Source organism: Olsenella sp. An270 (assembly GCF_002159735.1).
Classification (GTDB): domain Bacteria; phylum Actinomycetota; class Coriobacteriia; order Coriobacteriales; family Atopobiaceae; genus Thermophilibacter.
The window spans coordinates 109,314-133,401 of record NZ_NFJF01000003.1 but is presented as its reverse complement, the minus strand read 5'-3'; the positions used below and the strand labels follow the sequence as shown (position 1 = coordinate 133,401).

The window sequence follows — 24,088 nt, the reverse complement described above, 5'->3', positions numbered from 1 at the left end:
CAGTTTGCCATAGGCCCGCGACCGAGGAGGCACCATGCTGTACATCGGCAACTTCAGCTACAACGACGACACCGACAGCAAGGACAACTACTGCCTCATGCCCATCGTCGTTGAGGCGTCGAACGCCGACGAGGCGATGGAGAAGTTCGCGGCCCACCTCCACGAGGTCCGCAAGTCCTCCGACCTGCTCGACGGCGCGCACGAGATCTATCTTGACTCGCTCACCGAGCTCGAGGCCGCCCCCTCCGACCCCGTCATCTGCCAGTGGCAGAAGATCGTCCCCGCCATGGACGGCCTCTGCTCGATCACGAGCGCGCTTCCCACGGTGGACGATGACGACGACGTCGCGAACGCCTACGCCTGGGGCGATGAGGACGACGAGCACGAGCACGTGGACGACCTCGAGGAGCTCGACGAGGACGAGCTCTCCGACCAGGAGCCGTTCCTGCTGTTTGAGTAGAGCCACGAGCCGGCGAGGAACTCGCCCGCAGGCTCGGTTGCCGTGACCTCGCCGTCGAAGACGAGGGATGCCGTGTCGGCGACCGCCCGCACAAAGGCGGCGTCATGGGTGGCGAGAAGGACCGTGGCGCCGTCGCTCGACGCCGTGCGGACGCGCTCGGCCACCGCGACGCGGGCCGCCCGGTCGAGCCCCTTGGTCGGCTCGTCGAGCAGCAGCAGGCGCGGACGCACGAGCAGAAGCTTCTCGAGCGCCAACAGCTGCTGCTGGCCGCCGGAGAGGTCATAGGGATGTCGGTCCGGGCAGCCGGCGAGACCCAGGCGCTCGAGCGCGGCGTCCACCTCTGCCGCTCCGTAGCGGCCCGATGATGCGGACAACTCCATGAGCTCGTCGCGGACCGTCTCGCACGCGAGCACCGCGCGCGGATCCTGCGGCAGCAGGGCCTGGTCGTCGGCGCACGCGTTTCTCGCCCGGCCGCGCCGGGGACGCAGCACGCCGGCCGCCACCTGCAAAAGCGTCGACTTACCACAGCCGTTGGCACCGAGGAGCGCACGGACCTCGCCGACGCTCACCGTAAGGTCGCAGCCGCGCAGCACCCACTCCGCGTCGCGGTCGTAGCGGAACCACACGTCGTCCAGCGAGAGCGCCTGGGCCTCGCCCGTCGTAGTCGGGAGGGGACTGGACGGCAGGAGATCGTCCCCGAGAGGGCGCAGCTCCTCGAGCTCGACCTGGCGCACGCGGCCGTCCTCCAGCGCAAAGGCGCAGGTGGCGTAGTCAATCATCGGGCCGGGCGCGTGCGTCGCCACGACGACCGTCATGCCCAGCTCGCGGTTTGCCCGGAAGAGCAGGGCGAGAAACGCCTGCTCGGTGACGGGGTCGAGCATGCTCGTGGGCTCGTCGAGCAGAAGCGCGCGCGGGCGCATGGCGAGCACCGACGCGAGCGCCAGAACCTGGCGGCGGCCGCCCGAGAGCTCGGCCACGCGATCGCGGAACCACGAGCCCATGCCCAGGTAGGTTGCGGTCTCGGCCACGCGGCGGCGCATCTCGGCCTCGGGCGTGCCCAGGTTCTCCAGGCCGAAGGCCATCTCGTGCCAGACCGTGTCGCAGACCATCTGCGCCTCGGGACTCTGGAAGACGTAGCCGACGGCGCGCGCGGACGCCACGGGGCCGAGCGCGCGCACGTCCTCGTTGAACGCACGCACCGTGCCCGAAAGCTCGCCCGCCGGGGCGACCTCGGGCTTCGCAAGGCACAAAAGCGTTGACTTCCCGGATCCCGTTGCGCCCGAGAGCAGCGCGAACGCGCCCTCGGGCACCTCGAGGCAGACGTCGTCGAGGACGGGCGAGACAGCACCCGCATACGTGAAGCTCACGCGATCGAAGGAGAGCGCGCTCATGCCATCCCCCTCTCGCGCAGGCGCACCGCCAGCTCTGCGGCAGCGGGAAGCAGGACGAGAAGGACGAACGGCACGTGGGCCCACCAGGGGCCGACCCCGGCCATGTGCGGGTAGAAGCGCCACTGCGAACAGAGTCCCCACGCGCAGACAGCGGCCGCGACGAGCAGCGCCGCGACAGCGCAGAGCAGCGCGACGTCGCGGCGGCGCAGGCGCTCCGGACGGTAGGACGTGCGCGGACGCCCCGACTCCCAGCCACGCGAGCGCATGGAGTCGGCACGCTCGAGCGACTCCTCGAGCGACCAGGAGAGCAGAAGCGACGACGTCCGCGTGAGGGCATCGCGCGCAGCAGGACGCGGGCCGGCGGCGGTGCAGGCGGCGAGCGAGGCGCGCACCGCGCGCGAGCGGCGCAGCAGCTGCGGCACGAGCTGGGAGACCATGCCCGCCAGAACCGGCAGCGCACGGGCGCGCCGGGGTGCGAGCGCGAGCAGCCGGTCCTGCGAGAGCACCGCCGCGGCACCCTCGAGCCACAGGACCGACGCCACCAGAAGCGCGCCCATCGTGGCCCCGTAGGCGAGGCTCTCCAGGTAGACGCTGCGCGGCCCCAGCTTGAAAAGGAGCGTGGAGCCGGAGGCCGAGAAGAGCGGGTTGAGCAGGCACACGAGCGCGAGCAGCGGCAGCTGCCAGGCGAGCCCGCGCGCCGTGGCGGCGACGCCGCGCGCGAGCAGCGAGAAGAGCAGCGCGCCGGCGAGCGAGGCCGCCACCAGCGCAGGCTGCACCGCCAGCATCGTCAGCGCGACCACCCCGGCGAACAGTGCCGTCGGGACGGCCGCGTGGACGGCGTCGAAGGCTCTGGCGCGCGGCGCGGCCACGTCGTCTCTCTACTCGGTGAACTCGGTCACGTAGAGCCAGGTGACCACGTCGCCGTCGGCGAGCGTGGCCTCAGAGCAGCTCACGTCCGACATCTCGCCGTTGACCTCGAACATCCAGCCGCTCATGTCGCCGAAGTCACCGCCGGCGAGGCCATCGATCCCCTGGACGTACATGCCGTACTCGGAGTCGGACGCGTTGACGTCGACGCCGGTCGCGACCAGCGCGTCGTAGGCCGTGGCGCCCTCGGGGACGTCCACCTCCGTCGAGGTCTTCTCGCCCTCGCCGGCCGTCGCGTCGATCTCCACGGTGACGGCCATCGTGGCCTGCTGGTCCTGCGCGGGGTCGGCCGCAGGCGTGCCGCCGCAGGCCACGACCGTCAGCGCGAGCGCGCACGCCGCCGCAACGCCGGCGAGCTGCGCGACGAAGGTCCTTCTCGACAGGTTCTCCTGAGACATAAGAGCCTCGCTTCCTCCCTGGGTCCAGGGCGTCGGGAGGGCAAGGCGGGGCCGACGGGAGTCCCGCCGTCCCTGGCACAGCCGTGTGCTGATCCGGAGTCAAACCGGAGCCGTTTTCAACATGACGTAGCAGCTGCAGGAGCCGTGCCCTCGGTATGTGGTTGGCGCCAGTGTAGCATGCGCGCGCCGGCCGCGACCCTTGCAGCTGGGCGTCAGCGATGTGCGCTTCCCGTGGGCGCCGCATGCGGGCGATAAATGCGGGTATAGACGTAGCATTTATCCCCTCCCGCAGAATCGGGGTCCCATGTCTCGCCGCCGCACGTTCCCGCCGGCCCTTCTCGCCCTGCTCGTCACCCTCGCCGTCGCCCTCGTGGCAGCGCCCGCGGCCCGCGCCGGCACCGAGGGCGTCACCAAGCTCGCCGACCCGGACACCTCCGCAAGCTGGCAGGAGGTCTTCCGCTCGGACGCGGGGGCCCTCTCGACCGAGAACGCGGGCCGCATCTGGGTCGACAAGTCCGTCTACGCCAGCGCCGACGACGCGCGCGCCGCCGGCCTCCCCGTGAGGATCGACGTGGACGACCACAGCTTCGTCGTGGGGCTCTCGGCGCTCGCCTCGGCCGTCTCGGTGCGGCAGGAGGGCGGCCCCGCCCACGACGTCGTCTTTGTGGTGAGCACCAACCGCCTGCTCGCCGACGTCACCTACGGCGGCCGGCCCCAGGCGGCCTACCTCGCCGACGCCCTCGACCAGGCGATCGCTCGCCTCATGGCGGAAAACGACGGCGCCAGCGTCCCCACGCGCGTGGCCGTGATCGGCTACGACTCCCAGGTCACGACGCTCATGCCGCTCGGAACCTACGCCCCGGACGCGGGCGGCGACTACGTCACGTACGCCAACGGCGCGCTCTCCGTGAGCGCCACGGCCACGGACGGAGCCGGCGCGACCTCCCCGGCCCGGCTCGGCAGCGGCTCCTACCTGCAGCTCGCGACGCACGTGGCGGGAGAGATGCTGGCCGCCGCCGCGGACGACCCGGGCGCGGAGGGGCGCGTCCCCGTGCTCTGCCTCATGGGTCGCGAGACCCCGCCGATGGCGAGCGTCAACATCACCGACCCGCCCGTCTACACCGGTGACGCCAGCGGCTTTCTGGGCCCGCTGCCGGGCAGCCGCGAGAACGGCTACGGCACCGACGCGCTTCTCGCCACGCTGCTCACGATGCGCAACGAGGCCGAGCGCGTGGGCGCCGCATGGGGCGACGAGCGCCCGCTCACGTTCTTCACCTGCGGCCTGGACACGAGCGAGACGACCGCCTACCTGCTGGAGACCGCCCACGAGCAGGCCTATCACCCGCTGCCCGGGACCGGGGCGGCGGCAGGCACCGACCTGAGGGACAACCTCTCGGCGGCGGCGCAGGCGTTCGCCCAGGCCTCGGCGGCGGGCGAGAAGGACGTCACGCTGCACCTCTTTGGCTCCGGGCCGCGCGGGCTCGTGGCGGAGGACGTCACCCTCCCCTGCATCCCGGGCCTGCTCTCCGAGGCCGACGGCTACGAGGTCACGCCCGTCGACGACTACCTCTCCGCCCGCAGCGCGAGCGCGCTCTCGTGGGCGTTCGGCACCGTGGTGGACCGAGCCCTCGGCGTGACCTACACCGCCCCGGCCTCGGGCGGCCCCGGCGACGAGCGCCCCGGCGGGAGCCGCGTCACCGTCTCCGACGAGGTGGGGCCCGGCATGGAGGTCGAGCGTGTGAGCGGCATCGTCTACGGGGACGCCCTGCTCGACGGCGAGCTGGCGGCACAGGCGGTCAAGATCAGCCTCGAGGGCCCCGGCGACGTCGAGGCCACGCACGAGTTTGGCTACCTCGTGGAGGCCATGAACTCGCGCTACGACCTGGGGTACGCGGTCTACGACCTCTTCTACGACGCCCTGCAGGACGGCCAGTTCTCCTACGCCGGGCCGGGCGACTTCTCCAACCACGCCTCGTGGTACGTTAACGACGCGCACGAGATGGTGCCGATGGGCGGCGAGCCCTTCGCCTTTGCCACGCAGGCCGAGGTGGACGCCGTCGCGGACGGCCGCTGGCAGGAGCGCGCGCCCGAGGACGTGCGCGACAGAATCGAAGCGGCGCAGGACGGCGGCGCCACCGCCGTGTGCGAGACGTACTACTACATAGGCAACCTGCCCAACCAGTACACCGGCGGCGACGTCACGCTCTACGACTTCGCGGTCATGGTGGAGACGAACCTCGCCACCGGCCGGCAGACGCTGCTGCTCTCGGTGCCCGTGGACGCCGTGCCCGCGCGCCGCATGAGCGTGACCGTGGCGGGGGACGGCTCCGCCACGCTCGCGCTCGACGGCGGCCAGGGCACGCTGCCGCTGCGCCTCGCGTACCTCGTCTCGCCCACGCCCGACACCGAGGCGCTGCTCGAGCGCGCGGACGCGGGCGAGGACGTGAGCGACGAGGAGCTCGAGGCGGCGACCGGGGCAGACGTCCGGCGCGTGCCCTCGGGGGCCCGCGCGGTCTTCGCGAGCGACTTCTCCGGGACGGGCGCGGACGCCCAGGCGGGGGCCGTCGCCTTGGCATGGGCGGCGCAGACCAACTCCTACTACGCGTTCTCCCGCGACACGCCGCTCTTCTCGCGCGGCGCGAGCGGCTACGCGCCGCTGACGGGGCTGCCGCAGGCCGGGCAGACCTACTACTTTGAGCAGACCGTCTACACCGCCGACGTCGCCGGTGCGGGCGAGGAGGCCCCAGCGACCGCGGAGCGGGTGATGGAGCCCTACACCGTGGCGCTCGACGCCGACCAGATCCCCCAGCGCTTTTCCGTTCGGGACGGACAGTGCGTGGCGCTCGCCGGCACCCCGCGCTACGTGCGCGCGGCCGAGCTGGGATCTGCCGAGAAGGACCCCAACGCCACGGGGAGCGCCCCCTATGCCGCGCGGCTCGCGCTCGAGGAGGCGGGCGACGGGGCGGTGCGGGCCTCCGCGCGCCTGGGCAACAACGGCGCACTCGTCCTGCCCGACGACGTGAAGGAGCCTCCCGTGGTCGGCCCCGACGATCCGGAGCCCGAGCCGACTCCCGAGCCCGAGCCGGAGCCCGAGCCGGAACCGACTCCCGAGCCCACGCCCGAGCCCACGCCCGAGCCCACGCCAGACCCGGCACCGAAACCCGAACCCGAGCCCACGCCAGAGCCCGCGCCTGACGAGAAGAACCCCTCCGCCAACGACCAGGCGACCGCCGCCGAGACGGGCGAGTCGACCGCCGACATGCCCGCGACCGGCGACCCCACGAGCCCCGTCGTCCTTCTCGCCCTCCTGATCGCAGGAGTGGTGACCGCAACCCTCGCGCTCGTCCTCCGCCGCCGTCGCTGACGGACTTGTGTATTCGGTTGGGAGTCGCTCGCCGACTCGGATTGGGGGAAATCCGGCCATGGAATACTCGATGACGGTATCCCCGATCCGGAAAGGACCGTCGTGCTTCTCAGCCTCATTGTCATCGTGCTTGGATTTGCCCTGCTCATCTTTGGCGCCAACTTCCTCGTGGACGGCGCCTGCAGCATCGCCGCGCGCCTCGGCGTCCCCGAGCGCGTGGCCGGCCTCACCATCGTGGCCATCGGAACGTCGCTGCCGGAGCTCGTGGTCAGCGTCACCTCCGCCGTGGGCGGCCACGCCGACATGGCCTTTGGTAACGTCATGGGCAGCTGCCTGGCAAACCTGCTGCTCATCCTCGGCCTCTCGGCCGTGATCGCCCCGGTCACGCTCTCGCGCAGCACCCAGCGCTTCGAGATCCCCGTGAGCGTGGCGGCCTGCGGCCTGCTCGCGCTCGTGGCCAACACCGACGGCCAGGTGACGATGGTCGAGGGCGTGGTCCTTCTCGCCGCGTTCGTCGCCTTCGTGGCGCGGACCGTCGCCGTGGGCCTCGGCGAGGGCGCAACCGAGAAGGACGGCGCCCCGGAGGACCCCAACACCGGCGCCGTCTCCGCCAACACCTTCCGGGACCTGCTCTTCATCGTGGGCGGCATCGCGATGCTCAAGTTTGGCGCGGACTTCGTGGTGGACAACTCCGTTGAGATCGCGGGCGCCATGGGCATATCCGAGCGCGTCATCGGCATCACCGTGGTTGCGCTCGGCACGTGCCTGCCGGAGCTGGTCACGAGCGTGGTGGCCGCCTTCCGCGGCAATTCCGACATCGCCGTGGGCAACGTCGTGGGCTCCAACATCTCCAACCTGCTGCTCGTCATGGGCGGGCCGGCGCTCTTTGCCAGCATCCCCTACGACCCCGCGTACAACGTGGACCTCGCGCTGCTCGCGCTCTTCTCGGCCGTGCTCGTGGGCTTTGCCTTCATCGGGCGCCGCCACGAGATGAGCCGCGCCAACGGTGTCGTCTTCGTGGTGCTCTACGCAGCCTACATCGCCACGTCGGTGATGCGCTAGGCGACCAGCGCGGGCAGGCACAGCAGCAGGAGCAGCACGACGGCGGCAAGGCTCACCCAGAAGCGCCACATGGGCAGAAACGTCCGGTAGAGGAAGTCGTCCGGCAGGGCGTCCGCGGGGTCGCGCCCCTCGAGGAAGGCCCAGAGCCTGGTGGCGTCCGCAAGGTCGTGCTCGCGCATGAACCGAGTGACGCGCGCGTCGCAGGCGCCGTTCCAGAAGCAGGCCAGAAGCCGGAGGAACGACGCCAGGTACAGCAACCCCCTGCCGGTCGCGGTGCTCGCGTCCAGGAGCCGGGTCGCGTAGATGTAGGCCATCGTGGAAACGAAGAAGACCGCGTACGTGAGGGCCGCCCTAAAGAGCAGCCTGACGAGCTCGTGGCGAGACTCGGCCTCGGCGCGCACCGCGCTGGTGCCGTGCTCGCCGAGCAGCTCGGAGGCGCTGGTCCCCAGCTCGTCCGCCACGAGCGCGAGGCTCTGCACGTCGATGAGGGTCTTGCCGGTCTCCCAGTTGTTGACCGTCTGGCGGCTCACGTAGACGCGCTGTGCGAGCTCCGCCTGCGTGAGGCCCGCCGCCTCGCGCCGCTCGCGGACGCGCTCGCCCACGACCTGCCGTGCGCTCTGGAGCTCCGCTGCCATGGCACGCCTCCTCTCCCTGCAAGAATCGTACCCGCGTCGGGCACCCGCGGCGAGTCAAAACCCTTTGACACGGCCGCCTGAATCGGGCGTGCTCGAGGTTATGCGACATCGCGAAGGTTATGCGCGCCGCTACGGTGTCCCGATCTTCTCGACAAGACGTCTACCTACTAATATATAGAATTCAATTGCATACACAACCAAGTCGACGCCGCATAACCTAGCGAATGACGCATAACCTCAGGAATACAGGGCGCCCGGGCGAGAAGGTCCGCTACGCCGTGAGGAAGATCGTGGCGCCGAGGGCGATGTAGACCAGACCGGAGACCACGGCGGTCACGCGTCCGGCGCGCGGGCTGCGGGTCAGCAGGCGCGAGAAGGGCGCCGCCACGAGCACGATCACCACGGTCCAGAGCGTGGAGAGCGCCACGTAGGTGAGGCCGAGCGCAAGAAACGGCACCGGCCCGAAGGAGTTGGGCGTGGCCACGAACTGCGGCAGCAGCGCCAGGAAGAACAGGATGATCTTGGGGTTGAGGACGTTGGTCAGCACGCCCTGGGCAAAGACGCGCAGGTTGGAGCCGGCTGCGGGCTCGCCGACCCTCTCGCCCACCGAGAAGGACGAGCCGCCGGAGAGGATGCTGCGCACGCCCATCACCGCGAGGTACGCGGCGCCCGCCACCTTGATCACGTTGAAGGCCACGGGAGAGGCGGCGAGCACGAGGGACAGCCCGGCCGCCACGAGGATCGTGTGCACCACCAGTCCCACGTTGATGCCAAACGCACTGGCCAGCCCCTCGCGCCGGCCGCCGGAGACGGTGCGCGTGAGGATGTAGACGGTGTCGATGCCCGGCGTGAGGCAGAGGGCCGCCGCGGACGCAACGAAGCCCCCGTAGCCGACGATTCCCAGCATGAGACGCGCCGCCCGGGCCTAGAGGACCTTGGAGAGGAAGCTCTGGGTACGCGGGTTCTGCGGGTTGCCAAAGACCTCGGCAGGCGTGCCCTGCTCTTGGATTATGCCCTCGTCGACAAAGCACACGCGGTCGGCGACCTCGCGCGCGAAGCCCATCTCGTGCGTGACGACCACCATGGTCATGCCCTGCTCGGCGAGCTCGCGCATGACGTCGAGGACCTCCCCGACCATCTCGGGGTCGAGCGCGGAGGTGGGCTCGTCGAAGAGCATGATGTCCGGGTTCATGGCCAGGGCGCGGGCGATGGCCACGCGCTGCTGCTGGCCGCCGGAGAGCGAGCGCGGCATGGCGTCGGCCTTCTCGGCGAGGCCCACGCGCGCGAGCAGGCGGTCGGCGGTCGCGGAGGCCTCCTGCTTGCTCATGAGTTTGAGCTCCACCGGCGCGTACATGATGTTCTCGCGCACGCTGTAGTGCGGGAAGAGGTTAAACTGCTGGAAGACCATGCCCACGTGGCGGCGGATCTTGTCGACGTCTGCCTTGGGGCCCGTGATGGACTGGCCGTCGATCACGATCTGGCCAGATGTGGCCTCCTCCAGGCGGTTGATGCAGCGCAGGAACGTGGACTTGCCCGAGCCGGACGGGCCGATCACGCAGACGACCTCGCCGGCGTGGATGTCTATGTCGATGCCGCGCAGGACGTGGTTCTCGCCGAAGTCCTTGGTGAGGCTCTCGACGTGGATCTTGACCTCGCTGGTCTGCTTCATGCTAGCCATTACTTGCGCATCCTTTTCTCGAGGACGGACGAGATGATCATCAGCACGCTGGTGATGACGAGGAAGATGACGGCCACCCAGGTGTAGGTGGCAAACGACGTCATGGTGCGACCCACGTAGACCTTGGCCTGGTTCATGATCTCCGGCAGGCCGAGGGCGTACATGATCGTGGAGTCCTTGAGCGTGATGATGCACTGGTTGACCAGCGAGGGCAGGCAGATGCGCACGGCCTGGGGCAGGACGATCTTGAGCATGGTCTTCCCGTGGCTCACGCCCAGGCTACGCGAGGCCTCCGTCTGGCCCTTGGGGACCGACTGGATGGCGCCACGGAAGATCTCTGCGGAGTAGGCGCCGGCGTTGAGGATCAGCGTGATGACGCTTGCCGTCACGATGTCCAGGCGGAAGTCCGGGGCGATCGTCGCCTGCACGAGCTGGGGGACGGCAAGGTAGAGGTAGAAGCCCTGCACGAGCATCGGCGTGCCGCGGATGATCCAGATGTAGAACTTGGCAATGCCGCGCAGCACGCGGAACTTGGACAGGTTCATGAGGCACGTGACGATGCCGAGCGGGATGGCCACGACCAGCGCCACGACGGTCACGTAGACCGTCATCTGCAGGCCGGTCCACAGAAGCGGCCACGCCTCAATCAGCACGTCGATGAGATTTGCGTTCATGGGGTCCCTTACTTACCGTCAGGGGGCTGCGCGACACCCCGGCGTCACGCAGCCCCAGCTTGCTCGTTGCTCGAAAAGGCGCTAGGCCTCCAGGTACTTGGCGAGAATCTCGTCGTACTCGCCGCTCTCCTTGATGTTGGCGAGGCCGGCGTTGAACATCTCCACGAGCTCGGGGTTCTTGCCCTTCATGACGGCCAGGCCGTAGGGGCTCGCGAACTCGTCCTCCTCCTTGGCAACAATCTCCAGGCCATTGCCCTGCGCCACGCCGTACTCCATGACGGGGGTGTCCTCGAAGCAGGCGGCGGAGTTGCCGGTCTGGACATCCTGGTACATCATGTCGGACGTGTCGAAGTAGGTGATCTCGAAGCCGTACTCGTCCTTGATGGACTCGGCCCAGGAGAGGCTCTGGGTGCCGGTCTTGCCGGCGACCTTCTGGCCCTTCAGGTCCTCGAGGCCCTTGACGTCGCTGCCGGCCTTGACCGCCGCGCAGACCGAGGACTGATAGTAGGAGTCCGTGAAGTCGTAGTCCTCCTCGCGCTCGGGCGTGATGGACATGCCAGCAATCACGGCGTCGGCCTGGTTGGACTCGAGCGCGGCCACGGCAGCGTCAAAGCCCAGGGAGTTGAGCTCGTACTTGAAGCCCTGGTCGGCGGCGATAGCGGCGAGAAGGTCCACGTCGATGCCCACGAACTCGTTCTGGTCGTTGGTGAACTCGAACGGCGCGAAGGTGGTGTCGGTGGCGACGAGGTAGGTCTTGCCGTCGGCGTCACCGGAGGCGGCGTTGGCGTCGTCGGAGGCGGCGTTGTTGCCGCCGCAGGCGGCGAGGCCGAGGACGGAGGCGGCACCGCCGGCGATGCCGAGGAACGTGCGACGAGAGACAGAAGCGGACATGGCAACTCCTCCTTAGGAAAACGTGCGCAAAAACGTACACGGGGCCCCGCACGCTGGGCGAGGCTGCCCCTGTACTGTAGCTGAGCGTTATTTCGGTTCCTTTAACACTTTGCGGCATGAACGGCCACAAAGCTGAGAACTACACAATTTCTCTGTGGGTCCCCTTTGCCGCGAAACCGTTCTCGAGCTCGCGAATCCGCTGGTAGAGCCACTGGTTGGTGGGGACGAGAAGACCGTGGCGCCCGGCGAGGCGACAGATGGTGCCGGCAAACTCCTCGACCTCGGTGGGCTTCTGGTTCAGGCGGTCCTGCGCCATCGAGGGCATGCCGGCGGGGTCGAGCGAGGCGATGAGCCGAGCCATCTGCGCGAGGTCGGCCTCGGTGACGTCCACACCCTCGGCGCGCGCCACGGCCAGGGCCTCGCGCATGGCGGCCACGAAGCAGCGGTTCTGCTCGCTTCCCGGCTCACTCGCGGAGCCGTAGGTGCCGCCGTAGACCATGCAGGTCTGGTTGATGCCCACGTTGAGCATCAGCTTCACCCACATGCGGCGACGGATGTCCGCCTCCACCACGTGCGGGATGCCGGCGCGCTCGTAGAGGTCGGCGACGGCGTCGACCACGCCGGGAGCCGTGCCCGGCGCCGGGCCCAGGCGAACCTCACCGGGGTGGGTGTAGGTCATGTCCGTGCCGAGAAACACCGCGTCCATGCCCTGCGCCACGGAGAGCACGGTGCGCTCCCAGCCAAAGCGCTCGGCCACTCGCTCCTCGCTCGTGACGCCGTTGATCAGGGACGCGACGGCCGTGCGCGGCCCCACGAGGCGCTCCATCGTGTCGAGCGCCACGGGCAGGCCCGGTGCCTTGATCGCCAGGATCACCAGGTCGACGGGCGTGGCCTCGCTCGCAGGGATCGTGGGCACGCGGCAGGGCTCGCCGTTCACGGTCGGCATCTCGCCGGCGTGACGGGCGTAGCGCACGTCGTCCATCACGAACTCGACCGCGCCCGGCCCGAGGTTCTTCTCGGCGATGGTGCCGTAGAGTAGGCCCACCGCTCCCCTGCCCAGAATCGCCACGCGGTTGATCGCCATGTTGGTCCTTTCTCTACGCGATGTTGACGAGCGGCGTCACCTGAGGCATCGCGCCTTCGTCGATCGTCTTGAGCCGATAGGTGGCCTCCAGGTTGAGCCAGAACTCGGGCGTCGTCCCCAGCGCACGGGACAGCAACCAGGCCATCTCGGGCGTGATCGCACGGCGGCCGTTCACGACGTCCGAGACGGCGGACTGCGGCTTGCCGATGGCCTTGGCCAGCCGGTACTGCGAGATGCCCAGAGGCCGCAGGAACTCCTCGAGCAGAATCTCCCCGGGAGTAGAGATGTAGGGATTAGTGGTAGTCACAGAACTCGACCTCTCTTGCCTCGCCGTCCGACCACCGGAAGCAGAGGCGCCACTGGTCGTTCACGCGGATGCTGTAGCACCCCGCACGTGACCCCGAGAGCTTCTCGAGATGGTTCCCCGGAGGAGTTCGCAGGTCGAGCAGGCTGTGTGCCGCATCAAGCATCTGGAGTCTGCGGTAGAGCATCTTGCGAACTCCCGGGGGCACCCTGCGCGGTGGACACGCGAAGTCTTCCCAGAACGCAGCCAGGTCACGATCTTTGAAGTCCATCTGACCACTACTTCCGTATCTCAGAATACTACTCTACTACAGAAGCAATGTCGAGAAGAGCGATGCCCCATTACCCCTGTTTCGTCAGTATATAGAACATGTGTTCTTATTTCAAGCGAATTGTTCTACTTGGTTGACGCATCCAGCCCTGCGCGACGACGGAGCTCGGCGGCGAGGGCGTCGTTGTCGGTCACGCTGACGGCGGCGTCGCCGTCCTCGGGTGCCTCGATGAAGAGGGCGTCGAGCTCGGCGGCGCACACGTGACCCGTGAACTGGTCGAAGCCTCCCGTGAGGGGCTCCGCGCCGCGCACGTGCGCATACGGGATGACCACGTGGCTCCAGCCGAAGAAGATCTCCAGACGGTCACCGTAGAGCTCCACGCGGTTGCGCACGACGAGCGGGAACAGGAAGATCGCCCCGAGGACGAGCGCCAGGATGGGCACGAAGACGGGCAGCGTGGTCTGGAGCGCGAGAATCGCCGGAACCACGGCGACCGCGCCGCAGACAGCCCGGTACCACACGGCGACGCGCCCGCGAAAGACCAGATCCGGCGTCTCCCTGCGCACACCCATCGCGACCTCCCTACCGCGGCAGCAGCTCGGCGAGCTCGTGCGGGCGCACGCCGACGAGCGGGTGCGGCACGTACGGCTCCTCGAGATAGGCGCGCTCCTCATCCGTGAGCTCCACCTCGAGCGCACGGCACGCCTCCCCCACCAGCTCCGCTCGCGAGCACCCCACGATCGGCGACTCCACGCCGCGCGCCCACAGCCAGGCGATCGCGATCGCCGCCATCGGCACGTCGCGCTTCTCGGCAAGCTCCGCCACGCGCGCCACGATCTCCATGTCCTGCTCGCGCATGGGGTCGAACTTCTTCTGCGAGATGACGTCCGTCTCGCTGCGGCGCGTGGGCGCGTCCCACGTGGGCCGCGTGAGGCGCCCGGCGGCGAGCGAGCTGTATGGCGTGAGCGCCATGCCAAACTGCCGGCAGACGGGGATCATCTCGTGCTCGTCCTCGCGATAGAGCAGGTTGTACTGGCTCTGCATGGTCGAGAAGGGCGTCCAGCCGTTCGCGGCCGCCACGACCTGCATGTTGTGGAGCTGGTACGCGTACATCGCGCTCGCACCGAGCGCGCGGACCTTGCCCCCGCGGACGAGCTCGTCGAGCGCCTCGAGCGTCTCCTCGACGGGCGCCGCCGCGTCAAAGCGGTGGATGACGTAGAGGTCCAGGTAGTCGGTGCCCAGACGGGCGAGCGTGCCATCGATCTCGCGCATGATGGCCGTGCGGGAGAGGCCTCCGTCGTTGTAGAAGACCTTGCTCGCCAGCACCACCCGGTCGCGCGGAACGCCCAGCTCGCGCAGGGCGCGGCCGATGTATTCCTCGCTCGTGCCGTCCGCGTAGCAGTTGGCGGTGTCGATGAAGTTGATGCCGGCGTCCGTCGCCGCGGCGATCACGGCGCGCGTCTCGTCATAGCCCACGGTCCACGGCCGGGGCTTCGTGGGAACGCCGAAGCTCATGCCTCCCAGGCAGAGGCGCGAGACCTCGAGCCCCGAGCCGCCCAGCTTCACGTAGCGCATGTCCGCCATGCCGCACCGTCCTTCTCGCCTGTCGTTCTCGCTCTGGGAAGAGCATAGCGCGACGGGAGGCTGGATTGCGGTTGGTAACGTTTTGAGCGGCAATTCTGTTACCAACCGCAAGCTCGTCTGCCCCACATTGCGGTTGGTAACGTTTTGGGTGGCAAAAGCGTTACCAACCGCAAGGAGCTACGCAGACGGACGCGCGCGGCGCGGACGCCAGCCCTTGAGCACCATGAGGCTAAGAAACGCCGCGAGCACCACCACGGAGAGCGCGAAGAGCGCCACCGGGAAGAGCCAGAAGCCCACGCGCTCGGCCACCAGGCCAAAGAGCGGCGGCAGCGTGAGCGAGCCCACGTACGAGGCAGCCATCTGCACGCCGATCACGGCCTGCGAGAGGTCGCGGCCAAAGAGGTGCGGCGTGAGGTGCAGCATGTTGGGGTAGAGCGGGCTGTTGCCAAAGCCCACGAGGAAGAGGCCCACCGGCGCCGCGGAGAGCGGCAGCGGGGCGAGAAGGACCAGCACGGCGGCAAAGGTGATCGCCTGTCCCAGACCCACGAGCTGCTTGCTCGTGAGGCGGTTGGCCAGCACGCCGGAGAGGAAGCGGCCCGCCGTCACGCCCACGTAGTAGACCGTCACCATGCCGGCGGCGGCGCCGGCCGCCATGCCTCGCGCGCTCACGAGGTAGCTCGCGCACCAGGTGTTGCAGATGCCCTCGATGGCCACCGACGCCATGAAGACGAGGCAGGCCAGGCGGATGTCGCGGCGCCGGACGAGAGCGAGCGGGCTCGCGGCGCGGGGCGCGGGGTCGTCGTCCTTCTCGTCCGCCGGTGACTCGTGACCCACGCGAGACCAGAGCGGCAGGATCGCGACAGTCGCAACGACGATCGCCGCCTGGATGACCGCCGCGCCGAGATAGCCGTCGCGCCAGGTGCCGCCCGAGAGCGCAAGCGACATGATGAACGGGCTCACCGTGATGCCAACGCCGTAGGCGCAGTGCAGGAAGTTCATGTGCGTCGCGTGATAGTGCAGGGCCACGTAGTTGTTGAGCGCCGTGTCGATGGCACCGGCGCCCAGTCCCAGCGGCACGGCGAGCAGGCAGATCCACGGAAAGCTCGGCGCCACGGCAAAGCCGAGCAGCGCCGCCGCGGTGAGCGCCGTGGAGACGGCGGTCACGCGCCCGGTGCCAAAGCGGCCGATGAGCGCGGCGGAGGAGAGACTCGAGACGATGGTGCCGCAGCACGTGACCATCGTGACGACGCTGCCCCACGAGACGGGGATGCCGAGGTCGACGTGCATGGCGGGCCACGCGGCGCCAAAGAGCGAATCCGGGATGCCCAGGCCCACGAAGGCGACGTAGATGACGACGAGAAGAACGACTGCCATGCCGCAGCTGCCTCCGTTCCGGGAGCGTGGGTGGAAACGTTTCCAGCACATGATAGCGCCCGTCCGTCGCCCGCGCCACCCTCACCTTGCGAAAACGTCACTCAACCGCGAGGAACGTCGATGGCGGAGCGGCCGGGATTCCCTCACAATGTGCCCGGCACCGGAGACGAGAAGAACGGACGACATGAACCTCATCAGGCACTTCCTCGCTGGCTACACCGAGAACTTCATCCTGGCGCTCGTGCTCTGGCCGATGGCGTCATTTGCGCTCACGCTGCCGATCCTCGCCTGGCTCTACCACCGCGACGGGCGCCTACGCTTTGGGTCGGCCGTCTCGACCTACCTCGCCGTGCTCTACGTGCTGGGCCTCGGCTGCTTCACGCTGTACCCGCTGCCGAGCGGCGACTCTGGCCTCGGCATCACGAGGGGCGTCCCCTGGCAGCTCGACCCGCTGGCGTTCGTGGGCGACTTCGCCCGCGAGGGCGTGAGCACGCTGCCGCAGATCGCGTTCAACGTGGTGCTCTTCATGCCGCTCGGCTTCATCGCGGGACGCCTCCTGCGCTGGGGGTTCTGGCGCTCCGTGGTCGCGGGGCTGCTCGTCTCGTTCTGCGTCGAGGCGGCGCAGGGGACGGGGCTCTTTGGCATCTACCCGTACTCCTACCGCACGGCCGACGTCGACGACCTCATCTACAACACCTCGGGCGCGGCGCTCGGCTGGGCATGCGCCGCCGCGCTCGCCCGGGTGCTGCCGCCCGGCGCGCTCGCCGAGGAGGGCGAGGTCACGCACACGCCCGGCTTCGTCCGTCGCTGCGTCGCGTTCTGGCTGGACACGCTGCTCGTGACGCTCGTCTCCACCGTGGTCGCGGGCATCGTCATCCTCGTGCTGCACAACGTGCCCGGCGGGGAGCGCTGGGTCGACGAGCCGTGGGCGCTCTGGGCGGAGTGCCTGGCGTTCGTCCTCGTGGAGCTCGCGTGGCCCGCGCGGCACGACGGCTCCACCCCCGGCGGCGCGTTCGTGCGCATGAGCTGCGAGACGAAGCCGCGGACCGGCGGCCGGCGCACGGCGTTCTACCTGATGCGCCTGGCGGTTCTCGGCGGGGCGTACCTCTTCCTCCCGCTGCTGTGGCCCCTGCTCGTGCTGTTCTACCTCTTCGCGAGAAAGATGCCCTACGACCTCATCTAGCGCGAGAAGAACGCGGCGTCGGCGGGGCGGTACGGGCGCAGGCGCGCGGGGTCCGCGGTGGTGTGGGCGTGCGCGGGGACGTCATGCCACTTGACGGTGTGGCCGGCTCCGTGGCTGCAGAAGACGGAGTCGGGGGTGTTGGGGAGGTCGGCCTCGGGGTCGTAGGCCGCGGCGGCGATGACCTCGTCGGCGTTGTGGCAGGCACGGTAGCCTGCGAGTTCGAGCGACATGCGCCCACGCCCGCCCGTATAGCGCGCGACCTCGAGCGCGTACTCCCCCACCTCGGAGGCGGGGACCTCGCCCGTGACGGTTGCCGCGTCGCCGGACGTCGCCGGCGCGTCGAACTCCGCCGCCATGCGCGTGAGGTCGGTGAGCGCGCGGCCCACGCGGTCGGCCGGCACCGTCAGGCGGAAGCGGTACCACGGCTCCAGGAGCTGGCACTCGCCGCGCTCGCGCGCGCCCATGAGCGCCTGGCGAACGGCGCGGTAGGTCGCCTGGCGGAAGTCGCCGCCCTCGGTGTGTTTGGCATGCGCGCGGCCCGCGAGCAGCGTGATGCGCACGTCCGTGAGCGGCGCGCCCGTGAGCACGCCCAGGTGGTCGCGCTCCATCGCGTTGGTGAGGATGAGGCGCTGCCAGTTGAGGTCGAGGTCGTCCGTGGAGGACCGCGTGCCAAACTCCACGCCGGCGCCGCGCGGCAGCGGCTCCACGAGCAGGCGCGCCTCGGCGTAGTGGCGCAGCGGCTCGAAGTGGCCCACGCCCTCGGCGGGTGCGGTCACGGTCTCCTTGTAGAGGATGCCACCCGGGCCAAAGGTCACCGCAAAGCCGTAGCGCTCGCGCAGGAGCTCCGCGATCACGTCCTGCTGGACCTCGCCCATGAGCTGGACGTGCGCCTCCTGCAGCTGCTCCTGCCATGTGACGCCGAGCATCGGGTCCTCGTCCGCGAGCTCGCGAAGCGCCCGCACCAGGGCGGAGACGTCCGCGCCCGGCTCGGGAACCACCTGGTAGGACAGGACGGGCGCGAGCACCGGGCGCGCGCCCTCCGGCTCCGCGCCCAGAGCGCTTCCCGGCACCACGTGGCTGAGCCCGGTGACGGCGCAGATGCGGCCGGCGCCGACCTCCGCCACGGTCTCGAAGCTCTCACCCTGGTAGAGGCGCACCTCGTTGATCTTCTCGACCCAGGGCTCGCCGCGACGGTCAACACCTGTGAGCTGGTCTTTCGCGCGCAGCGTGCCACCCGTGACCTTCACCCAGGCAAGCCGCTCGCCGCGCGCGCCGCGGCTCACGCGAAAGACGCGCGCCGCGAGCTCGTCCGACCAGGAGCGCTCGGCGAGAAGGTCGCACATGCCGTCAAGCAGCTCGCGCACGCCGTCGCCCCGCAGCGCCGCCCCAAAGAAGACCGGGAAGAGGGCGCGCTCGGCCACCAGGCGCTGCAGCGTGCCCGACGAGAGCGAGCCGGTCTCCAGGTACTCCTCGAGGGCGGCCTCGTCCGTCGCGGCCGTGTCCTCCAGCGCGCCCGCGTCGCCCGCGAGCAGGGCGGACACGTCCACGCAGCCCGGTGAGAGCCGTGAGGCGAGCTCGGCGAGAAGTTCTTCTCGCCCCGGGTTTTCCAGGTCGCACTTGTTCACAAAGACGAAGGTGGGCACCTCGTGACGCGCGAGCAGATCCCACAGGGTCTCGGTATGGCCCTGCACGCCGTCGTTTGCGCCCACCACCAGAATGGCGTAGTCGAGGGCCGCGAGCGTTCGCTCGGCCTCCGCGGAGAAGTCAACGTGGCCGGGCGCGTCGACGAGCATGAGGTGGGCGCCCGCCCAGTCGAGCGACGCGCTCGACGAGAAGATCGTGATGCCGCGGTCGCGCTCCATGGCGTCGGTGTCCAGGTGGGTGGTGCCGCTGTCCACGCGCCCGGGGTTGCGGATGGCCCCGGCCGCCGCGAGCATGGCCTCCGCGAGCGTCGTCTTGCCCGCATCGACATGCGCCAGGAGCCCCACGACAGCCTGTCTCACGCGACCTCCCCCTCTGGCTACAACCAATGAACCCGTCTCATCATAGGGTATACTGGCGGCGTCGTAGCCCCGTCGAAAGGACCCGGAGCCGTGCGCATCCGCTAGACATCCTCGGCCAAGAAACCCCTGATGGCGAGAAGAACGCCCACCCGGCACCTCGCCAGAGAAGAGATGTCTATGCAGCTTGTGCTCTCCGGCGTGCGCTACGCCTATCCCGCGGCCCGCGAGGCCGTGCCCAACAACGTCACCATCACCTTCCCCGCCGGCTGGACCGCGCTTCTGGGCGACAACGGCTGCGGCAAGACCACGCTGGCCAAGATCGCCTGCGGCCTCATTGAGCCGGACGCGGGCTCCGTCACGCGCGGGCTGGTCTGCGCCTACGTGGCCCAGGACGCCGACGAGCCGCCCGAGGGGCTCGCCGACTTTGCGCTGGACTACGGCCGCGAGGCCCGCGAGCTGCGCGAGGCCTTCCGCATAGAGGACGACATGCCCTGGCGCTTTGACGAGCTCTCCTTTGGCGAGCGCAAGAAGCTGCAGGTGGCGGTTGCCCTCTGGGGCCGCCCAGACGTGCTCGTGGCCGACGAGCCGACCAACCACCTGGACGCGGACGCCCGCGCGCAGCTGGGTGCGGCGCTCGGGCGCTTCCGCGGCATCGGGATCCTCGTGAGCCACGACCGCGACCTCGTGGACCTTCTCGCCGAGCGCTGCGCGTCCTTCGAGCCCGGGGGCATCGTCGTGCGGCCGGGCGGCTACAGCGCGGCGCACGGCCAGGCCGAGCTCGAGCGCGCGACGGCCGTGGCGGAGCGGGCGAGCGCCAAGCGCGAGCTGGCCCGCCTCTCCGCCGAGAAGGACGCGCGGGCCCACGAGGCGGCGCGCGCCGACGCGCGGCGCAGCAAGCGCGGACTGGACCCGCGCGACCGCGACGCGCGCGGCAAGATCGACCTCGCGGTCTACACCGGCAAGGACGGGCAGGCGGGACGCCTCTCCTCGCAGATGGACGCTCGGGTGGCCGCCGCGCGGGAGCGCCTGGCAGCCGCGCGCGTGGCCAAGCGCTACGACGGCGACCTCTGGGTCGACGCCGAGCCCTCGCGCCGCCGCACCGTGCTGCACGTCCCCGCCGCAACCATCCCCTGCGGCCCGGAGGGCGCGCTCCAGGTCCCCGAGCTCTGGGTGGGGAGTCGCGACCACGTGGGCGTCATCGGGCCCAACGGCGCCGGCAAGTCCACGCTCCTCGCACACCTGCGGGTTCTTCTCGCCCAGGCGGAGGACGCGGGACAGGGCGTGGAGGTGCTGGACATCCCGCAGGAGCTACCGGCGGAGGCGCGCGAGGCCATGGTGGGGCGCGTGGCCGCGCTGAGCTCGGCCGACCGCGGGCGCGTGCTCTCCACGGTGGCGCAGCTCAACTCCGACCCGGACCGCATCCTCGAGGGCGGCCGCACGAGCCCCGGCGAGCTGCGCAAGCTCATGCTGGCGGAGGGCATCCTGCGCCACCCCGCGCTCATCGTCATGGACGAGCCCACCAACCACCTGGACCTGCACTCGACCGAGGCACTCGAGCGCGCGCTCGCCGCCTACCCCGGCGCGCTCGTGCTGGTGAGCCACGACCGGCGGTTTCTCGATGCCTGCACGGGTCGAACCTGGGAGGTTCGTGACGGGCGCGTGCGGGAGGTGTGAGCGCCTAGCGGACGACGCCCTTCCAGAGCAGGAAGCTGTAGAGCGCGACGAGCGCCACGCCGCCGAGAAGGGCCGCGAGCAGCACGACCAGCGTGAGCTCGGGCGCCGCAGAGGCGAGAAGGGCCGAGACGACCGTGACCACGCCCATGACCACGAAGACCGGGCCCGCGAAGCGATGCGTGCGACGCCAGTTCTCCGGGTCCGCGAGCGTCCAGGGCAGGCGCACGCCGAAGGTGTAGTTGGGCTCGATGCGCGGCATCACCACGCCGAGGCCCACGAACAGGAGGCCCAGGAAGCCAAAGACGATGATGTTGACGACTGAGCCGCCCGTCGTCGGGAGGACGCCGAGCGCCGAGAGCGGTGTGATCCACGCCACGACGACCATGAACACCGTGAAAGCAGCCGAGAATCCCTGGTAGACGCCCTTGAAGCGGTTGAAGCTCGCGCCGCGCGGGTCGAGGTGAGGGACCGCGAAGAGCAGCGCCAGGATCAAAAGCGGCATGAGAGCGCCCATGAGAATCGTGGAACCCTTGCTGTCCCAGCCGTCAGCCGTGCCGTCCACGCCCCAGTGCGTGGGCACCGTCTCCGGCATCGCGGGGAGCGCCCAGAGGACGTAGGCAGCCGCGCTTGCCAGGCACAGGGCGGCCAGCGCGCCCCACAGGGCCTTGTCGCGCGTCGTGTAGTCCAAGCCAGCCATGCGAGCCTCCTCAGACGAACCTGATGCGCGCTGTTATACCCCTCCTGTGGGCGCTTATCAACCTCGCCGCTCGCCGCCCCCGTGGCGCCGCTCGCCAAAGCTCAGCCAGCCATGGTGCCAGAAGAACGCCACCTCGACGGCCACGATCACCACGCACACCGCGATCACCGCGACGTAGCCCCACGGCACGTCAAAGAGCGCCATGTGCGGGAAGTTCATGCCGTACCACCCGGTGACAAAGGTGAGCGGCATCACGATCGTGGTCACCACCGTGAGCCACTGCATGACGTTGTTCTGCCGCACGTCGATGGACTCCTGGTAGAGACTGTGCACCTGCAGGCTGTAGTCCTGCAGCGACTCCAGGCGCGTGGCAAGCCGGCCCAGCAGGCGCCCGAGCGAGCGGAGCCGCGCGCGGTCCGCCGGCGCCACGAGGCCGGAGTCGTCCTCGGCAAGCTCCGAGGCGAGGTCGGACATGCCCTGGTAGAACGTGTCGAGCCCGAGCATGCGGCGCGAGTCCTCCATCATCTTGCGCCTATCCGGGCGCTCGCGGCCCTCCAGGACCTGCTGCTCCATCAGCTCGAAGTCCTCGCGCATGCGAGAGAGACGCACCGGGTGATCGCGCAGCAGCTCGCGGAGAAGCGCGCAGAGGGCGCCGGCAGGCCCCTCGACGTGTGTCCTATCCTCCACGGCGCGGCCGAGCGCTGTGGCACAGACGTCCCCGTCGTCAATGAGCACCAGCTCGGCGGGGGTGAGGATGAAGCCGAAGCGCCTCCGTCCGCTCGGCGTGACCACAAGTCCCGCCGCCCCGGTGGACGTGCGCTCCAGAAAGGGCATCGCGGCGTGCTCGAGCTGCTCGAGGACCTCGCGCTGCGTGTGGGAGAGCGGGCGCGCCTGCGCCTCCTCCAGGCGCAGGAGGGTGGCGACGTGCCCGCCGTCCTTCTCGCCCGTCGCGAGATGCCCGTTTGCGATGTGCCAAGCCCGTGCCATGGTATGCCTCCGCCCGCCGACGCCAATGCGCCCTCGTTGGAGGTTCTACCCGTTGTGGTGTGAGACAATAGCCGTGTTGGACCACTGGCATAAGGAGACGTCATGGACCTTGTGATGGAGCGCGACCGCATTCAGTACCTGGACGACAGCTGGAACGTGCTGGCCGAGGTGACCTTCCCCGTGGTGGAGCCCGGCGTCGTTGAGATCAACCGCACCTTCGTGGACGAGAGTCTGCGCGGGCAGGGCGTCGCGGGCCAGCTCATGGGCCGTGCCGTGGCGAGCATCGCCGCGAGCGGCTACTACGTGCGCCCCACGTGCTCCTACGCCGTGAAGTGGTTCGAGAAGCACCCGGAGCACGCCGGCCTTCTGGCCTAGCCGCGGCCCGCGCCGCCCTCGGGCAGCCAGCGGCGACGCAGGATCCGGTTGAGCCCGGCCGTCAGGGCGGGCACGCTGCACGCCGCGACGATGACGGCAGAGAGGCCCAGGACGATGAGGGTGCCCCAGAGCGGGTCGAGAAGGACGGGCTGCTCGTAGAGGGGCGTCCGGAACGTGAGCCACGCGCGGACGAGCCGGTGCCCCACGTAGATGCCCAGCGTGCGCTCTCCGAGCACGGTGAGCCGGCTGCGGCGCGACGGGACGAGCCGCAGGACCGCGGCGGAGAAGACGAGCGCGATCGCGGTCGCCACCGCCTTGCCGAGGAGGTCGAGCGGCAGCGCGCGGTAGGGGTTGTCGCCGTAGACCATCTGGAAGAACCAGTCGTAGGCGTGTTCGTCCAGCACGCGTGCGAGGGCGATGGCCGCGGCGAGGGCCACGGCGGCGGCGAGGGCCGCACGGACGGCGCGCGAGCGACTCTCCTTGAGGACGACGACGCGCTCGACGGGGCAGTAGAGACCGGCGGCGAACCACGGCAGGAACGCGAGCGAGCGGCTGATCGCCAGCAGGCCGTCAGAGAGGTCGACAAAGCCGCTCGCGTACGAGAGCACCAGGGCAAGCGCCATGCCCCGCTTCCAGCCGAGCCGCGCGAGCAGAGGTGCCGCCGCGTACCAGTACGCCATCGCGAGCAGGTACCACGGGGCGGACGTGAACTGCAGGAAGCGCCCCAGGGTGAGGCTGGCCCCGTTGATCAGCATGAGCGCAAGCTGGTAGAGCGCGGCGAGAAGGGCAAACGAGAGGATGCGGTTTGGGTTAACCCCCCCCGTTCGTTTTTCGCGTGTTTGGCAAAGAGGCCCGAGACAAAGACGAACAGCGGCATGTGGAAGAGGTAGATGACGTCGAAGAGGCAGCTTATGGCCTCATTGTCGTTGTGGACGGGATGCGCCACATGGCCCACCACCACGAGGATGATGAGCAGTCCCTTGATGTTGTCGAAGAGCGCGATACGACCCGCGCCCGCACGCGTCCGATGTTGCATTGCGCCCCCGTGCCGCCCGGCAAAACGACAGCATTC

The 24,088-nt window shown here is 69.6% G+C and carries 25 protein-coding genes; 6 read left to right on the top strand and 19 right to left on the bottom strand.

Annotation, left to right across the window (positions count from 1 at the left end; translation table 11 throughout):
* The first annotated feature begins 34 nt into the window (after positions 1–34).
* Entirely contained in the window at positions 35–460 is a 426-nt protein-coding gene (locus B5F73_RS04740) for a hypothetical protein (RefSeq protein WP_087227081.1), read from the top strand.
* On the opposite strand, the gene B5F73_RS04735 is transcribed toward B5F73_RS04740, so the two are convergent.
* Genes B5F73_RS04735 through B5F73_RS04725 form a run of 3 tightly spaced genes read right to left on the bottom strand, consistent with a single transcriptional unit; the run spans position 355 to position 3,176 of the window.
* Complete coding sequence (locus tag B5F73_RS04735; RefSeq protein ID WP_087227079.1) at positions 355–1,851, bottom strand: ATP-binding cassette domain-containing protein; 1,497 nt, start codon at positions 1,849–1,851, stop codon at positions 355–357. The two genes, B5F73_RS04740 and B5F73_RS04735, sit on opposite strands and share 106 nt — an antisense overlap.
* Positions 1,848–2,720 carry a hypothetical protein gene (locus tag B5F73_RS04730; RefSeq protein ID WP_087227077.1) on the bottom strand — a complete coding sequence of 291 codons (873 nt, stop codon included), beginning with the start codon at positions 2,718–2,720 and terminating at the stop codon, positions 1,848–1,850. Before B5F73_RS04730 ends, B5F73_RS04735 begins: the two co-directional genes overlap by 4 nt.
* 9 nt (positions 2,721–2,729) lie before the next feature.
* Complete coding sequence (locus B5F73_RS04725) at positions 2,730–3,176, bottom strand: DUF4430 domain-containing protein (protein ID WP_087227075.1); 447 nt, start codon at positions 3,174–3,176, stop codon at positions 2,730–2,732.
* A gap of 304 nt (positions 3,177–3,480) precedes the next feature.
* Here B5F73_RS04725 and B5F73_RS04720 point away from each other — a divergent pair, with 304 nt between their 5' ends.
* Both B5F73_RS04720 and B5F73_RS04715 read left to right on the top strand, forming a co-directional pair.
* Positions 3,481–6,540 carry a hypothetical protein gene (locus B5F73_RS04720; protein WP_087227073.1) on the top strand — a complete coding sequence of 1,020 codons (3,060 nt, stop codon included), beginning with the start codon at positions 3,481–3,483 and terminating at the stop codon, positions 6,538–6,540.
* Positions 6,541–6,642: 102 nt separating this feature from the next.
* On the top strand, positions 6,643–7,602 hold the full coding sequence (locus tag B5F73_RS04715; RefSeq protein ID WP_087227071.1) for a calcium/sodium antiporter: 960 nt from the start codon (positions 6,643–6,645) through the stop codon (positions 7,600–7,602).
* Here B5F73_RS04715 and B5F73_RS04710 read toward each other — a convergent pair.
* The 11 genes from B5F73_RS04710 to B5F73_RS04660 all read right to left on the bottom strand — a co-directional run bounded on the left by B5F73_RS04710 (position 7,599) and on the right by B5F73_RS04660 (position 16,097).
* Complete coding sequence (locus tag B5F73_RS04710) at positions 7,599–8,237, bottom strand: helix-turn-helix transcriptional regulator (RefSeq protein ID WP_087227069.1); 639 nt, start codon at positions 8,235–8,237, stop codon at positions 7,599–7,601. The two genes, B5F73_RS04715 and B5F73_RS04710, sit on opposite strands and share 4 nt — an antisense overlap.
* A 271-nt stretch (positions 8,238–8,508) precedes the next feature.
* Positions 8,509–9,144, bottom strand: a complete 636-nt coding sequence (locus B5F73_RS04705) for a LysE family translocator (protein WP_087227067.1) — start codon at positions 9,142–9,144, stop codon at positions 8,509–8,511.
* Between the two features lie 18 nt (positions 9,145–9,162).
* On the bottom strand, positions 9,163–9,915 hold the full coding sequence (locus B5F73_RS04700) for an amino acid ABC transporter ATP-binding protein (protein WP_275531486.1): 753 nt from the start codon (positions 9,913–9,915) through the stop codon (positions 9,163–9,165).
* A complete protein-coding gene (locus B5F73_RS04695) occupies positions 9,915–10,589 on the bottom strand; it encodes an amino acid ABC transporter permease (RefSeq protein WP_087227065.1) in 675 nt (224 codons plus the stop codon). The genes B5F73_RS04700 and B5F73_RS04695 overlap by 1 nt, the downstream gene beginning before the upstream one ends.
* Before the next feature lie 81 nt (positions 10,590–10,670).
* The gene (locus B5F73_RS04690; RefSeq protein WP_087227063.1) at positions 10,671–11,480 is read right to left on the bottom strand and encodes a transporter substrate-binding domain-containing protein; all 810 of its coding nucleotides are present in this window, start codon (positions 11,478–11,480) and stop codon (positions 10,671–10,673) included.
* A 139-nt stretch (positions 11,481–11,619) separates the two neighbouring features.
* Positions 11,620–12,564 carry a 2-dehydropantoate 2-reductase gene (locus tag B5F73_RS04685; protein WP_087227061.1) on the bottom strand — a complete coding sequence of 315 codons (945 nt, stop codon included), beginning with the start codon at positions 12,562–12,564 and terminating at the stop codon, positions 11,620–11,622.
* Between the two features lie 13 nt (positions 12,565–12,577).
* Positions 12,578–12,871, bottom strand: a complete 294-nt coding sequence (locus B5F73_RS04680; protein WP_087227060.1) for a HigA family addiction module antitoxin — start codon at positions 12,869–12,871, stop codon at positions 12,578–12,580.
* On the bottom strand, positions 12,858–13,139 hold the full coding sequence (locus tag B5F73_RS04675) for a type II toxin-antitoxin system RelE/ParE family toxin (protein WP_087227058.1): 282 nt from the start codon (positions 13,137–13,139) through the stop codon (positions 12,858–12,860). The genes B5F73_RS04680 and B5F73_RS04675 overlap by 14 nt, the downstream gene beginning before the upstream one ends.
* Before the next feature lie 125 nt (positions 13,140–13,264).
* A complete protein-coding gene (locus B5F73_RS04670) occupies positions 13,265–13,711 on the bottom strand; it encodes a hypothetical protein (protein WP_087227056.1) in 447 nt (148 codons plus the stop codon).
* Between the two features lie 10 nt (positions 13,712–13,721).
* Positions 13,722–14,723 (bottom strand): aldo/keto reductase, encoded by a 1,002-nt coding sequence (locus B5F73_RS04665; protein ID WP_087227054.1) that lies wholly within the window; start codon positions 14,721–14,723, stop codon positions 13,722–13,724.
* Between the two features lie 177 nt (positions 14,724–14,900).
* Positions 14,901–16,097 carry an MFS transporter gene (locus tag B5F73_RS04660; protein WP_158094764.1) on the bottom strand — a complete coding sequence of 399 codons (1,197 nt, stop codon included), beginning with the start codon at positions 16,095–16,097 and terminating at the stop codon, positions 14,901–14,903.
* A 184-nt stretch (positions 16,098–16,281) separates the two neighbouring features.
* Here B5F73_RS04660 and B5F73_RS04655 point away from each other — a divergent pair, with 184 nt between their 5' ends.
* Positions 16,282–17,280: a VanZ family protein gene (locus B5F73_RS04655; RefSeq protein ID WP_087227050.1), complete on the top strand. Its 999-nt coding sequence runs from the start codon at positions 16,282–16,284 to the stop codon at positions 17,278–17,280.
* Here B5F73_RS04655 and B5F73_RS04650 read toward each other — a convergent pair.
* The gene (locus tag B5F73_RS04650) at positions 17,277–19,283 is read right to left on the bottom strand and encodes a TetM/TetW/TetO/TetS family tetracycline resistance ribosomal protection protein (protein ID WP_087227048.1); all 2,007 of its coding nucleotides are present in this window, start codon (positions 19,281–19,283) and stop codon (positions 17,277–17,279) included. The two genes, B5F73_RS04655 and B5F73_RS04650, sit on opposite strands and share 4 nt — an antisense overlap.
* A gap of 177 nt (positions 19,284–19,460) precedes the next feature.
* On the opposite strand from B5F73_RS04650, the gene B5F73_RS04645 reads away from it, so the two are divergent.
* A complete protein-coding gene (locus B5F73_RS04645) occupies positions 19,461–20,957 on the top strand; it encodes an ATP-binding cassette domain-containing protein (RefSeq protein WP_087227046.1) in 1,497 nt (498 codons plus the stop codon).
* Positions 20,958–20,961: 4 nt separating this feature from the next.
* Here B5F73_RS04645 and B5F73_RS04640 read toward each other — a convergent pair whose 3' ends face one another.
* Positions 20,962–21,654 carry an SdpI family protein gene (locus B5F73_RS04640; RefSeq protein ID WP_087227044.1) on the bottom strand — a complete coding sequence of 231 codons (693 nt, stop codon included), beginning with the start codon at positions 21,652–21,654 and terminating at the stop codon, positions 20,962–20,964.
* A 57-nt stretch (positions 21,655–21,711) separates the two neighbouring features.
* The gene (locus tag B5F73_RS04635; protein WP_087227043.1) at positions 21,712–22,641 is read right to left on the bottom strand and encodes a CorA family divalent cation transporter; all 930 of its coding nucleotides are present in this window, start codon (positions 22,639–22,641) and stop codon (positions 21,712–21,714) included.
* A gap of 102 nt (positions 22,642–22,743) precedes the next feature.
* Between B5F73_RS04635 and B5F73_RS04630 the strand changes: the two genes are divergently transcribed.
* Positions 22,744–23,016: a GNAT family N-acetyltransferase gene (locus B5F73_RS04630; protein ID WP_087227041.1), complete on the top strand. Its 273-nt coding sequence runs from the start codon at positions 22,744–22,746 to the stop codon at positions 23,014–23,016.
* On the opposite strand, the gene B5F73_RS04625 is transcribed toward B5F73_RS04630, so the two are convergent.
* Complete coding sequence (locus B5F73_RS04625; protein ID WP_239379803.1) at positions 23,013–23,771, bottom strand: acyltransferase family protein; 759 nt, start codon at positions 23,769–23,771, stop codon at positions 23,013–23,015. The genes B5F73_RS04630 and B5F73_RS04625 overlap by 4 nt on opposite strands.
* Positions 23,765–24,052, bottom strand: a complete 288-nt coding sequence (locus tag B5F73_RS09490; RefSeq protein ID WP_239379802.1) for an acyltransferase family protein — start codon at positions 24,050–24,052, stop codon at positions 23,765–23,767. The genes B5F73_RS04625 and B5F73_RS09490 overlap by 7 nt, the downstream gene beginning before the upstream one ends.
* Positions 24,053–24,088 lie beyond the last annotated feature (36 nt).

Coding starts and splice junctions, on each gene's coding strand:
- B5F73_RS04710 (WP_087227069.1), bottom strand. CDS start 8,237: ATGGCAGCGGAGCTCCAGAGCGCACGGCAGGTCGTGGGCGAGCGCGTC.
- B5F73_RS04740 (WP_087227081.1), top strand. CDS start 35: ATGCTGTACATCGGCAACTTCAGCTACAACGACGACACCGACAGCAAG.
- B5F73_RS04640 (WP_087227044.1), bottom strand. CDS start 21,654: ATGGCTGGCTTGGACTACACGACGCGCGACAAGGCCCTGTGGGGCGCG.
- B5F73_RS04645 (WP_087227046.1), top strand. CDS start 19,461: ATGCAGCTTGTGCTCTCCGGCGTGCGCTACGCCTATCCCGCGGCCCGC.
- B5F73_RS04705 (WP_087227067.1), bottom strand. CDS start 9,144: ATGCTGGGAATCGTCGGCTACGGGGGCTTCGTTGCGTCCGCGGCGGCC.
- B5F73_RS04635 (WP_087227043.1), bottom strand. CDS start 22,641: ATGGCACGGGCTTGGCACATCGCAAACGGGCATCTCGCGACGGGCGAG.
- B5F73_RS04675 (WP_087227058.1), bottom strand. CDS start 13,139: ATGGACTTCAAAGATCGTGACCTGGCTGCGTTCTGGGAAGACTTCGCG.
- B5F73_RS04670 (WP_087227056.1), bottom strand. CDS start 13,711: ATGGGTGTGCGCAGGGAGACGCCGGATCTGGTCTTTCGCGGGCGCGTC.
- B5F73_RS04695 (WP_087227065.1), bottom strand. CDS start 10,589: ATGAACGCAAATCTCATCGACGTGCTGATTGAGGCGTGGCCGCTTCTG.
- B5F73_RS04660 (WP_158094764.1), bottom strand. CDS start 16,097: ATGGCAGTCGTTCTTCTCGTCGTCATCTACGTCGCCTTCGTGGGCCTG.
- B5F73_RS04630 (WP_087227041.1), top strand. CDS start 22,744: ATGGACCTTGTGATGGAGCGCGACCGCATTCAGTACCTGGACGACAGC.
- B5F73_RS04720 (WP_087227073.1), top strand. CDS start 3,481: ATGTCTCGCCGCCGCACGTTCCCGCCGGCCCTTCTCGCCCTGCTCGTC.
- B5F73_RS04625 (WP_239379803.1), bottom strand. CDS start 23,771: ATGCTGATCAACGGGGCCAGCCTCACCCTGGGGCGCTTCCTGCAGTTC.
- B5F73_RS04685 (WP_087227061.1), bottom strand. CDS start 12,564: ATGGCGATCAACCGCGTGGCGATTCTGGGCAGGGGAGCGGTGGGCCTA.
- B5F73_RS04735 (WP_087227079.1), bottom strand. CDS start 1,851: ATGAGCGCGCTCTCCTTCGATCGCGTGAGCTTCACGTATGCGGGTGCT.
- B5F73_RS04665 (WP_087227054.1), bottom strand. CDS start 14,723: ATGGCGGACATGCGCTACGTGAAGCTGGGCGGCTCGGGGCTCGAGGTC.
- B5F73_RS04725 (WP_087227075.1), bottom strand. CDS start 3,176: ATGTCTCAGGAGAACCTGTCGAGAAGGACCTTCGTCGCGCAGCTCGCC.
- B5F73_RS04700 (WP_275531486.1), bottom strand. CDS start 9,915: ATGGCTAGCATGAAGCAGACCAGCGAGGTCAAGATCCACGTCGAGAGC.
- B5F73_RS04655 (WP_087227050.1), top strand. CDS start 16,282: ATGAACCTCATCAGGCACTTCCTCGCTGGCTACACCGAGAACTTCATC.
- B5F73_RS04690 (WP_087227063.1), bottom strand. CDS start 11,480: ATGTCCGCTTCTGTCTCTCGTCGCACGTTCCTCGGCATCGCCGGCGGT.
- B5F73_RS09490 (WP_239379802.1), bottom strand. CDS start 24,052: ATGCAACATCGGACGCGTGCGGGCGCGGGTCGTATCGCGCTCTTCGAC.